This window comes from Hymenobacter volaticus, assembly GCF_022921055.1.
GTDB classification, from domain to species: Bacteria; Bacteroidota; Bacteroidia; order Cytophagales; family Hymenobacteraceae; genus Hymenobacter; species Hymenobacter volaticus.
In genome coordinates, this window is the sequence record NZ_CP095063.1 from 128,276 (window position 1) to 139,814 (window position 11,539).

Below are 11,539 nucleotides of genomic sequence, written 5' to 3' on the forward strand. Positions count from 1 at the left end.
TGCAATTGCACTTGGTTCCTACTATTAATTCAGGGATTGGGTGCGGTACTCGCGCGGGGTCAAGCCGAGTTCTTTCTTGAAAAGCCGGGAAAAGTAAGTGGGATTGTCGAAGCCGAGCTGGTAGGCCGTCTGCGCAATTGTGTGGTCAGTGCTCAAAAGCAGATTTTTGGCTTCGCCCAGCAAAAACCAATGAATGTGGTCGAGCGCCGTTTTACCGGTTTCCTGCTTCAACAAGTCGGTGAGGTAGCGCGGGGAAGTGTGGAGCTGCTCAGCCAGGTACTTCACGGTGGGCAGTCCCTGCGCTTGCAGCAGGCCCCGCTCGGTATACGCCGTGAGCAAGGCCGTAAACTTAGCTACCGTGGGGCCCGATAGTGCCGTGCGATTCAGGAATTGCCGCTTGTAAAACCGTTGGGAATACTTCAACAGCGAATCGAGGTGGGTCAGGATAATATCCCGGCTGTATTCATCCTGGTTGTTGCGGTACTCGAAATCAATCTGGCCGTACAGGTGCCACATGATTTGCTCTTCGCGCGGGGCGACGTGCAGGGCCTCGTTGGCTTCGTATTCGAAGAAGCCGTATTTCCGGATATCGGTGTGCAAGCCGTGGCCTAGCAAATAGTCTTCGTGGAGGAAGATCAGAAAGGAATTTTCGGTTAGTTCGACATGGGTGATTTCCACTAGTTGCCGGGGTTTAACAAACGAGAGTGACCCTCCGTCGTGGTCGTACTTCGTTCGGCCGTACCGAAACTCTCCGGCGCTGATCTTCTTTAGGCTGATGATATAAAAGTCGGCCGTGAGCGGTTTGTCCCCCAAGGTGCACTCAGCGAGCTTCTGGCAGGTAAGCAGGCTGAGCAGCGGATGCTCGGGAGGTGGACTCCCGATGGCGCGGTGAAAGGCGCTGATGCTCTCGTAGTGCGGCGTCATAGTGGTGAGCAGACTAGCAACTGGCAATAGAAATAGGAAGATAGCAAAACAGCCCCTGCCCCGACAAGTCTCGCAACAGGGGCCGTTTCGCGTCGGTAACGCTCGGCGGCTTATCCGTGGGCCGCCACGGCCACACTTTGCCACTCCTGCCAAGAAGTTAGCCGCTCGGTGTAGGCCTGCTCAACCCAGGGGTAGGCCGCGCGACCCATAAACAAGCGCCGGGGCGGGTTGTCGGAATCGATCAGTTGCTGGATGACGGGTACGGTAGCCTCGGGGCTGCCATAGTTGGCCGGGTCGAAAGCCGGGATGCCCCACAGGCTCGCCTTCACTTGGTCGTAGGCGGCAATCGTCTGGCTTTGCACGGCCGATGAGCCCCCAAAGTCAGTTTTAAACACGTTCGGCTCGACCAGCGTTACCCGGATGCCGAAGCTCTCCACCTCTTGAGACAGCGCCTCGCTTAGCCCCTCCACCGCAAATTTGGTGGCGCTGTAGAGACCCATGGCCGGCGCGCTAGTAACACCCAACACGCTGGACAATTGAATAATGTGTCCATGGCCTTGTGCCCGCATGATGGGCAGGGCCGCTTGCGTTACCCAGAGCGTGCCGAGCAGATTCGCGTTGATAACGTCATGCACGTCCTGCTCGCTAACTTCCTCCACAGCGCCGATTAATCCATACCCGGCATTGTTGATGACTACATCGAGGCTGCCGAAATGGTCGTTGGCCTGCTGCACGGCGGCTATGCACTGGGCGCGGTTGGTAATGTCGAGGGCTAGCGGCAGGAACGTTGCGCCGTACGTATCGGCGAGGTCTTGCAGGCCTGCTACGTTGCGGGAAGTGGCTGCCACCTGGTCGCCGCGTTGTAAAAAAGCTTCGGCCCACAGTCTCCCGAATCCACGGGAAGCGCCGGTAATGAAGAGTGTCTTAGCCATCTGATATAAAGGTTGAGTAAGAACCCAAAATTGCGGAGACGGCCCAGTGCCCGGCGGATACAAAAGGAGGAAATTATGAAACAGATTAACGTTGGCGCAGCACTGCCGGCAAGGTGCGCTTTATAGCGCTGACGGGCGTAGAGTGGTACCAGGGTCTACAAGCCGCAGTACAAGAAAAGTGGCAGTGCCTGTTGCGCAATGCTCGAACAGTTGGTGAGGTTGGGCCAGGTAGCGAACTTCCACGAAGCTGCCTCTATGCTGTTACGCCTTGTACTACGACAAACAGCATTAGGCTTGCGCCTATTCTCTTAACCCTGTAAGGCTACTGTAGGCTCCCCGGGACAGCGGGTTCTGAAGCAGCAAGTTTTGCCCAGCGGCGGAAAACCACCCTGTTGTCTCCCCACTCACCGTTCGCGAAAGGCTATGGGGTGACCGATGCCACAAAGTTGGTGGGTTTGCCCACCAACTTTGCCGTGTTGGCCACACCCAGTTGTTAAAGCTACGGAGTCGGGTTTGCTTTGAAGCGTCAACTACTCCCTATCCCCACGTGTATGCAGCGCTTCTTATTTTTGTTTCTCTTATTGAGTCGGGCGGCGATGAGCCAGACGCCGGACTCTGTGGCGACATCTGCTATTCCGCCAAAAAGCAATTCCAAGTTCGGCATTGTCAGTTCTATCAGCTTCGCAGTGGCCACGACCAGCACACCCAACCTGCGGTCTTATTTTCGAGCTAACCAGATCAAGCCGGCCCCTTCATTCGGGCAGTTTGCGCACTGGAACGGCGGGTTTCGCTACAAACGACTCAAGTTTATGTCGCAAGGCGGGCGCGGGCTCGACTTAACTCTCTCTGAGGCGCACTACGGCAACAAACGGGAAGCCCAGCTAAACCACGCAGACTACGTGGGTACAATGCTGGGCTACGATGTTCTGAACGGTCGCAACCGCCGCATCTACCTGAATGTGGGCTCCGGCACTATCTTATATAAATACAGCGTTTATCGTTTCACCCTGCAGCACGTTGACTGGCAGGACCTAACGCAGTACAACCAGCCCGGCAACATTCCTTCCCTGCGCTTGACCAACCGTTACCTCGACTTCAACGTGGAGTTTGTTCAGCGGGAGAAACGCAAACGGAGCGCCGAATATCTTTTGCGCGCGGGCTACCGGCGGGGACTGCGCCCTAAGGCGTGGCAGTCGGATGCCTTCGTATTACAAGGCGCACCAACCGACCGTATCAGCCAGTTCTATCTGCAGCTCGGCTATAACTTCTCCCTCAACTTCGACCGAGTGAAGGATTTATGAAAGCGCACTTGCTGGTCCAGATGTGGCTGCTGCTGAGCGGGCTGTTCTTCGAGGCCGGCCAAACCCGCAGCTCACAAGCGCGCCTCATCCTTTATCGCACCCGCGAATTTGGCGGCGGCACCTATACTATCAACGTCAACGACCAAAAGCTAGGAAAGCTGCCCACCAATCGCTACTTGCAAGTTGAGTTGCCCCCGGGACGAATAAAAATCGAGTCAGCGCGGGATTACGTGACTGAAAACCAGACCTTGTGGATCGACGCGCAGCCCGGCCGCACCTATTATGTGAAAGCCATCGAAGAAGTTGATTTTTTAAGCCAGATGCTCCTGCTCGTGTCCATCGGCCCCGAGCAGGCCCAGCGAGAGTTGCAAGGCATCAAACCCGTGAGCTTGCCCCGCCCCAATTAACTGCCTGCTATGCCCCTGTCCCGGCAAACCACTGCCTTGCTTTTCGGCGTTACGTTTACCAGCCTACTGGCCTACTGGGGCGGGCTGCTGTACGTGGGTGTGTGGCAAAACGAAGAGACCGTGCCCGACGTTGGTGGCCTGGCCCGGTACCTGTTGGGCATCGGGCTGCTGCTGGCCGGCTTAGGGGCCGTGGCCCATCTCAACTACCGGTTGGCGTTTCAGCGGTGGTTGCTGCGCCGCGAAACCGGGTTGGTGTACTGGACGTGGCTGTGTGGGCTGGCGTGGCTGCTGTTCGAGCTGCTCCAAGTTCGGACCGACCACGTGCCCGACTTTATCGACGAAAACCTGCTGGTGACGGCCGTGCTGCTGGCCGTAATCATGGCCTATGGGTACGTAGCGGACTCATTTCGGACCCGCCGCGCGCAAGACCAGCTGCTGCAGCAAAAGATTGAGGCCGAGCTGACGGCGCTCAAGGCCCAGGTCAACCCACACTTTCTGTTCAATGCCCTGAACACCATCTACAACGAGGCCCAGCGCGCCGACAACGAAACGGTGGCCGACCTGATTCAGCAGCTCGCGGGCATTATGCGCTTCACCCTGCAGGAGTCGAAGCAGCCGCTCACGTCCATCGAGAACGAATTTTCGTTTCTGGAAAAGTACCTGGCCCTGCAACGCGCCCGCCTGCCCGAGCGCGACACTCTGCGCGTGTCGACCCAGCTGGAATGGGACGGCCAACCGGCTCCTATTGCCCCGTTGCTACTGATTCCGTTCGTCGAAAACGCCTACCAATATGGGCTTAGCTTCGTCCAGCCGTCGTACATCGACCTACGGGTGGTCGTGGAAAACCACCGCTTACGCATGCACGTGGCCAACAGTGTTGCCCCTGCAGCGGCCACCAGGCTCGGCCCGGGCACTGGCATTGCCACCGCCCGGCAACGGCTGGCTTTGATGTACGCCAACCGACACGAGCTCCTCATCCAGCAAACCGTGGATTCGTTTACCGTCTCCCTCACCCTAGACTTGTAGGTTATGCTCCACGCCATCGCCATTGATGATGAGCCCGCTGCCCTGGAGGTGCTGCAACGCTACGCTGCCAAGGTGCCGTTTCTACAGCTCACCCACTCCTTCCTTAGTACCACCGAGGCCCTGGCTTGCCTGCACACAGAGCGAGTCGACCTGCTGTTTTTAGACATTCAAATGCCCGACGTGCTCGGTCTGGATTTTGCCCGGCTACTAGCGCCCCTGCAAAAGCCCATCGTGTTTACTACGGCATACGCCGAGCACGCTGTGGAAGGCTTCTCTCTGCAAGCGCTCGACTACCTACTTAAGCCCATCGAGTTTGGACGGTTTTTGCAAGCTTGCAACCGGGCCTACACGCAGGTAATGCCCGCCCGCGAAGGCGCGCCCGGCATCTTTGTTAAAGATGGTTACGACTGGATTCGGGTAAACGTGGAGCAGGTGTTCTACATTCAATCAGATACCAACTTGCTGTTTATTCACGAACAAGACCGACTGGTGACCACCCGCATGACCCTGGCGGACATGCTCGCCACCTTGCCGGCCGAGGAGTTTATTCGGGTTCACAAATCGTACATCGTCGCGCTGAAGGCCATTCGCAAAATTGAGCGCCATCAGGTGACCGTCGGCACGGTTTCTATTCCGCTCGCCGAAAGCTACCGGGAGTCCTTGCAAAACCGCTTACTAAAAAGGAACGCTCGCTAAAGCTGTGCAGTCGACGTGTTAGTGCGGCATTATCAGGCTGCGATGGTAGCCAAACCTATCCAATATATATAGTGGGTTACAAGGCAATACAAAACGTGGCACCCCCTCAACGGCTTCTGATACGCGCTACCGTTTACTTATAGTACTCATTCCTTCAAAGAGGCGCTTCCCCGCCTAGCGAATGGCCTAGTATTATCCCCCTACGATTCTTTTTCCTTGGATAACTCAATCCGACTCTCCGGACCTTGAATCTCGCCTACTTTTTTTGATTACGCTTACTAAACTACTGCAAGAAGCTGGAAAAGCGATTTGCTAGGGCTACGCAACTGCGCTCGGCAGGCCGGTCCGTTGCGCGGCAAGTATAGACGCGCTAAAAGCGTTGAAAGCGAGTTATATGATTTCGAGAAACAAAATAGCTCTATGCTAAACGGCAAACAGGAGCGTCGTCGTAAACGTTTACGGAAATTATTTTTGATTTAAGCTTGAGTTTTTTGACTAATAGCCTGATATACACGCTTAATTCCGTGATGTTATCCTATTAGATAACAACTAGGCATCGCGCCTATCAACCGATAATTGTTGTGGTACGCTCGACCGTCGGACGTAACACATTGCCTGCTTATTGTATTTTTTAAGTACGTCCCACTCTTTACCTCACATGAGGTTTTGGCCGGATAGCCGCTTGCCTGTTACCACCCGTTCTACTTTCTCGTGCGCTCTATGATTCAACAAGCTACTTTATTACGGTATTTATTGCCCCTCCCTTCCGCGCTAAAGCCGCTCAGCGGTATGAGTAGACTCTCCCACCTCGTCCCATGGTGAGCAGGGTCAGTCAGTGACTCTATTAGATCTGATAGCGCCCCTAGCTTATTTCCGGCCTGACATATAGGTTCTATCCTACCGTTGGTTTAGACCGAAAAGCAAACCTCTCAAACGCCAGATTCAGCAGAGTGCTGCGGGGATGAGTGGGTAGGCTAGAGTTGCTATAGCTGTAGGGTAAGCCGCCAAAGAATCGAAGGCCTGGACCTACTCGACAGTAACATGTTAGTGGGCCGCTACTGCTAAGCTTGTCCAGCCTTGCTCATTAGGCGAAGCGGGATGAACCTCACTGATTGCTGCTCCTGCACAGCGCAGGCGTTACGCCCCTTGAGAACAAGATAGCCGTGCCCCTAGAGTACGCCAACTATCGCTTACGCGTCGTGCTTCGGCGCTCCGTCCCTCTCGCAAGCAGCCTGCCCTGGCTGCAGCTGTAGCCGTTGTGTAACGGCCAACTCAATTTTTCACCTTTCCCGCTATTCTCCTGCGTCCTTTTTTCCGCACTAGTTATTAGGGTTTCCACTCTGATAATCTGCCGCTCGGAAAGCAGCAGCAAAACAGTCTAGGTAAGCGCTTCTTCTTTATCAACCCACTCCATCCCCATGAAACCTTCCCAGCCGTGGTGTCAAGCCATTTTGTTTCTGCCCCTGTTCGCCGACCCGCGCCCGGCGTATCCGCATTCCCTGATTCCCTCCCGGCCCGGCAACCCAGCCGCGGCAACTGCCTTGGCAGCTGTTAGCGCGGAGCCGGCGCTGGTTTCCGCGCCGGTGCGGCCAAGCCGCACAACTGTAGTCGACAGGTCGGTTTCAGGCATAGTGCGCGATGTAGCTGGCCAGGGCTTGCCCGGAGTGGTGGTGGTGGTCAAAGGTTCCAGCCAGGGGACCACCCAAGGCACGGCCACCGGTCCCGACGGGCGCTACCAGCTTACCGTCCCCGATGGGGCCGTGACGCTGGTGTTCAGCTTCGTGGGCTTTGCCTCCCAGGAAGTCGCCTTGGGTCAGCGCTCGGTGGTAGACATCACCCTTAAGCAGGATACCAAGCAGCTCGCCGACGTAGTGGTAGTGGGCTACGGCACCCAGCGCAAAAGCGACGTTACCGGCTCTATTGCCTCGGTGTCAAGCCAGGAAATCAAGGCCGTGCCGGTGACCGGCGTGGGCCAGGCCCTGCAAGGACGGGCGCCGGGCGTGTTTGTTACGCAGGCCTCCAACGCGCCGGGCGGCGGGGTGTCCATTCGCATTCGGGGGGCAATTCTATCAACGCCGGCAACGAGCCGCTCTACGTCATCGACGGCTTTCCGGTCTACAACGAAAACGGCTCCAGCCTGAATCCCAACGACATCGAAAGTATCGAGGTGCTCAAAGACGCTTCCGCCACGGCTATTTACGGTTCGCGCGGGGCCAACGGCGTGGTGCTCGTAACTACTCGGCGCGGCAAAGCGGGCCAGAGCCGGGTGGATTTCGAGATGTACTACGGCGTGCAGCAAGTCCGCAAAAAGCTTCCGCTGCTCAACGCCACCGAATACGCAGAACTGGTAAACGAGGCTCAGGTGAATGCCAACCGGCCCCGGGTGTTCACCGACGAGCAGATTGCTGGTTACGGGGGCGGCACCGACTGGCAAGACGAGATTTTCCGCGAAGCGCCCATGCAGAACTATCAGCTAACGGCTTCTGGCGGTAGCGATAAAACCCGCTACGCGCTGTCGGCCAACTTCCTCGATCAAAAAGGCATTATCCTTAATTCCAGCTTCGACCGTGGTTCGTTCCGTTTCAACTTCGATCATAAGCTCAACGAGAAATTTAGCATCGGCAACAGTTTGAGCGTGGTGCGCAGCCGCAACGACGCGGTGCCCACCGACACGGACGGCGGTAACAGCGCCGCGGTGGTGTACGGGGCGCTGAATTTCTCGCCCATCCAGCCCGTCTACAATCCCGATGGCACCCTGGTGGTGTTCAACACCCCCGGCCGGATTCAGATTGGCAGCCCGGTGGCCCAGGCCCTGGGCACCGACAACCTGACGGTGCGCAGCCGGCTGATTGGCAACGTGTTCGTGGACTACAAAATCCGGCCCGAACTAACGCTACGCACCAGCTTCGGGGCCGACGTGAATTATTATAAAAACAGCATTTATATATCCCGCAATACGGCTACGGGTATTCAGCTGGGCGGGCGAGGGGAAATTATCAACGAGCAGTCCACTTCCTGGCTGAACGAAAACACGCTTTCCTACGTGAAAACGTTCGGAGAAATTCACAACCTCACATTTCTGGCCGGCTTCACCATGCAGGGTAGCCGCTTCGAGACCTCGCGGGCAGCGGCCCAGGGGTTTGCCAACGACATTCTCTCCTATGACAACCTAGGCGGCGCTTCCACTGCCCTCGTGCCCACCTCCTCGGCCAACGAGTGGCAGCTGAACTCGTTTATCGGGCGGGCCAACTACGACTACGCGGGCCGCTACCTGCTCACGGCCACCGTGCGGGCCGATGGCTCCTCGCGGTTTGGAGCGGGCAACAAGTACGCCGTCTTTCCGTCGGCTTCGGTGGCCTGGCGCTTGTCGGAAGAGCGGTTTCTGCAAGACAACCCGGTAATCGGCGACCTGAAGCTGCGAGCCAGCTACGGGGTGAGCGGCAACCAGGAAATCGGGCAGTACCAGTCGCTGGCCGCTTTGGGCACCCAAAACGCCAACTTCAACAACACCGTCGCCATTGGCATCGGGCCCGTGCGGGTGGCCAACCCGGATCTGCGCTGGGAAACCACGGCCCAGCTGGATTTGGGCTTCGACCTAGGTTTGTGGAACAACCGCATCGCGCTGACGGGCGATTATTACAACAAGAAAACCACTGACCTGCTCTTGCAAGTGCCCCTGCCCTACATCTCGGGCTACGCCATGGCTTTGCAAAACCTAGGCAGCATTCGTAACCGCGGGGTTGAGCTCGGACTTAACACCAACAACTTGACGGGCGCCTTCACGTGGTCGACCTCGTTTAACATCGCCGCCAACCGCAACGAAGTGCTCGACTTGGGTGGGCAGCGGGAATTCGCGGCCGGGGAAGCCAGCGGCCATTTGCAGCTGCCTAATTCCGGGATAGTGCGGGTTGGTGAGCAGATCGGGACGTTTTTCGGCTACCGAACCGATGGCCTTTTCCAAACCCCAGACGAGGTGGCAGCTTCCGCCCAGCCCACCGCCCGGCCCGGCGACCGCCGCTATGTGGACCAGGACGGCAACAACGTCATCAACGCCAACGACCGGGTGATTCTAGGGTACGCTCAGCCCAAGCTGTTCGGGGGACTAACCAACACGTTTGCTTACAAGGGCATCGAGTTAAGCATTTTTTTGCAGGGCACGTCGGGCAACAGCATCTTCAATATTAACCGCTTTGAGTTGGAGTCGCTGACGGGCGTCAGCAACCAGAGCCGCGAGGTGCTTAACCGTTGGACGCCGACCAATCCGACCAACACCATTCCCCGCGCCAATGCCGTGGGAAACGCCTACGTTATCTCCGACCGCCAGATCGAAGACGGTTCCTATTTGCGGGTCCGCAACATCAATTTGGCGTACTCGCTGCCCAAGGAGTTCATTAAAAAAGCGAAGCTCACCAACGTGCGCGTGTACGTGAGCCTGCAGAACTGGCTAACCTTCACCAACTACAGCGGCTTCGATCCGGAAGTGAACCGGTTCGGGCAGAGCGCCCTGAGCCAGGGCACCGACTACGGCAGCTACCCCAGCAACAAAATAGTCCTGGCGGGCCTCAACATCGGCCTGTAAGGTTCCCTCACGTAAACGCTTCGCGCATCTCGCCCATGAAATTACTTCAACCACTACTACTGCTCGCCCTGACCCTGGGCAGCGGGGCCTGCTCCCTCGAGGAAGTACCGCCCTCCTCGCTGGCGCCCCAAAACTTTTACACCAACGGCGGTGATGCCGTGGCCGCCGTCAATGCCGTCTACGACGTCGCCAACCAGATCGGCGACCAGAGCCGCAACCTCATCATCATGGGCGACATTCCGTCCGACGACATGGATCTGCTGGCCAACAACGCCGACCGAATTCAGATTTGGAGCTTCCAAACCAACGCGGTCAACGGGGTAGTTGCCCAGAGCTGGCAGGTTCTCTACCAGGGTATCAACCGGGCCAACGCGGCCATCGAGCGTATTCCAGGCATTTCTATGGATGAGGCGCTCAAAACCCGGCTGGTGGGCGAGGCCCGGTTTATGCGAGCCTTCTACTATTTCTACTTGGTCCGCTGGTACGGGGGCGTGCCGCTGCTCGTAACCGAAACCAAGTCGCTAACCGACGGCCGCAACGCCACCCGGGCCACGGCCGACGAGGTGTACGCCCAAATTATAGCCGACTTTACGGCGGCCGAAACCGCGTTGCCCGACAAATTCACCGGCGCGGACGCTGGCCGGGCCACGGCGGGCGCGGCCAAGGCTTTTCTGGCCAAAGTGTATTTGACCCGCAAGGAATACGCCCAGGCCCGTGACAAAGCCAAGGAACTCATCGACAATGCCAGCCGCTACGGCTACGGTTTGTTTGACCGGTATGCCGATGTGTTCGCCATAGCCAACAAGAACGGCCGCGAATCGGTGTTCGAGCTGCAATTCGTGGGGGGTGGCGTCGGGCAGGGCAGCGGCATGATTACGTATTTCGCGCCGGAAAACTCGCTTATTACTGGCCGCGGCTTCGGGTCGTTTTATCCCACCCCAGAGTTCTACAACAGCTTTCAAAACGGGGATAAGCGCAAAGAGCTGTTTATTAATTCTTTTGTTAATGCGGCCGGCCAGGTGGTTCCAACCTTCCAGCACTTCAACAAGTACCAGGACCCCACGGCTCGTGCTTTCGGCGAAGCCAACAACAACTTCCCCATCATCCGGTACGCCGACGTGCTGCTGATGTTTGCGGAAGCGGAAAACGAGCTCAGCGGCCCCACGGCGGCCGCCCTCACCGCCGTTAATCCCATCCGGCGCCGGGCCTACGGCAATTCGCTGACGGCTGCCTCCCCGGTAGACTTCGCGGCCGCGCTCGGCAAAGACGGGTTTCGCCAGCGGCTGTGGGACGAGCGGCGTTGGGAACTGCACGCCGAAGGGCACCGCTGGTTTGACCTGGTGCGCACCAACCGGCTGGTGAGTGTGCTGCGGCCCAAAGGCAAAACCAACGTCGATGAAAACGACAACCTGTTCCCGATTCCCCAGCGGGAGATAGATCTAAACCCCAACCTAGTACAAAACCCTGGGTATTAAGCGAGGCCAATAGCGAACAACCCGGCAACGGGCTTTAGGGGACTTGCCGCGCCCACTTATTTAACGAGCTTCGAGGAAAACCCTTGTCATCACTAGGCAAGGGCTTTCCTCGAAGCTCGTTAAATTAAGAAGCGCGAAGGCGACAGTCTTTTGGGTTTTTGGCCTCTTTAGAACTGACTTTCAGGCCGCAAGACACTCA

7 protein-coding genes and 1 pseudogene are annotated in these 11,539 nt (G+C 57.4%); 6 read left to right on the forward strand and 2 right to left on the reverse strand.

Annotated elements, in window-relative coordinates:
- Positions 1-24: 24 nt before the first annotated feature.
- The gene (locus MUN86_RS24960; protein WP_245126657.1) at positions 25-924 is read right to left on the reverse strand and encodes a helix-turn-helix domain-containing protein; all 900 of its coding nucleotides are present in this window, start codon (positions 922-924) and stop codon (positions 25-27) included.
- A gap of 110 nt (positions 925-1,034) precedes the next feature.
- Entirely contained in the window at positions 1,035-1,856 is an 822-nt protein-coding gene (locus MUN86_RS24965) for an SDR family NAD(P)-dependent oxidoreductase (RefSeq protein WP_245126659.1), read from the reverse strand.
- A gap of 551 nt (positions 1,857-2,407) precedes the next feature.
- Between MUN86_RS24965 and MUN86_RS24970 the strand changes: the two genes are divergently transcribed.
- The 6 genes and pseudogenes from MUN86_RS24970 (at position 2,408) to MUN86_RS24995 (ending at position 11,340) form a co-directional block, all read left to right on the forward strand.
- Positions 2,408-3,157 carry a hypothetical protein gene (locus MUN86_RS24970; protein ID WP_245126661.1) on the forward strand — a complete coding sequence of 250 codons (750 nt, stop codon included), beginning with the start codon at positions 2,408-2,410 and terminating at the stop codon, positions 3,155-3,157.
- Positions 3,154-3,564, forward strand: coding sequence for a DUF2846 domain-containing protein (locus MUN86_RS24975; protein ID WP_245126663.1), 411 nt, complete (start codon positions 3,154-3,156; stop codon positions 3,562-3,564). Before MUN86_RS24970 ends, MUN86_RS24975 begins: the two co-directional genes overlap by 4 nt.
- Before the next feature lie 9 nt (positions 3,565-3,573).
- Positions 3,574-4,590, forward strand: a complete 1,017-nt coding sequence (locus MUN86_RS24980) for a sensor histidine kinase (RefSeq protein WP_245126665.1) — start codon at positions 3,574-3,576, stop codon at positions 4,588-4,590.
- 3 nt (positions 4,591-4,593) lie between these two features.
- Complete coding sequence (locus MUN86_RS24985) at positions 4,594-5,286, forward strand: LytR/AlgR family response regulator transcription factor (RefSeq protein ID WP_245126667.1); 693 nt, start codon at positions 4,594-4,596, stop codon at positions 5,284-5,286.
- Positions 5,287-6,704: 1,418 nt separating this feature from the next.
- Positions 6,705-9,865 (forward strand): annotated as a pseudogene (locus tag MUN86_RS24990) (SusC/RagA family TonB-linked outer membrane protein).
- A gap of 35 nt (positions 9,866-9,900) precedes the next feature.
- On the forward strand, positions 9,901-11,340 hold the full coding sequence (locus MUN86_RS24995; RefSeq protein WP_245126669.1) for a RagB/SusD family nutrient uptake outer membrane protein: 1,440 nt from the start codon (positions 9,901-9,903) through the stop codon (positions 11,338-11,340).
- The last annotated feature ends 199 nt before the right edge of the window (positions 11,341-11,539 follow it).

Coding starts and splice junctions, on each gene's coding strand:
- MUN86_RS24975 (WP_245126663.1), top strand. CDS start 3,154: ATGAAAGCGCACTTGCTGGTCCAGATGTGGCTGCTGCTGAGCGGGCTG.
- MUN86_RS24985 (WP_245126667.1), top strand. CDS start 4,594: ATGCTCCACGCCATCGCCATTGATGATGAGCCCGCTGCCCTGGAGGTG.
- MUN86_RS24970 (WP_245126661.1), top strand. CDS start 2,408: ATGCAGCGCTTCTTATTTTTGTTTCTCTTATTGAGTCGGGCGGCGATG.
- MUN86_RS24960 (WP_245126657.1), bottom strand. CDS start 924: ATGACGCCGCACTACGAGAGCATCAGCGCCTTTCACCGCGCCATCGGG.
- MUN86_RS24995 (WP_245126669.1), top strand. CDS start 9,901: ATGAAATTACTTCAACCACTACTACTGCTCGCCCTGACCCTGGGCAGC.
- MUN86_RS24965 (WP_245126659.1), bottom strand. CDS start 1,856: ATGGCTAAGACACTCTTCATTACCGGCGCTTCCCGTGGATTCGGGAGA.
- MUN86_RS24980 (WP_245126665.1), top strand. CDS start 3,574: ATGCCCCTGTCCCGGCAAACCACTGCCTTGCTTTTCGGCGTTACGTTT.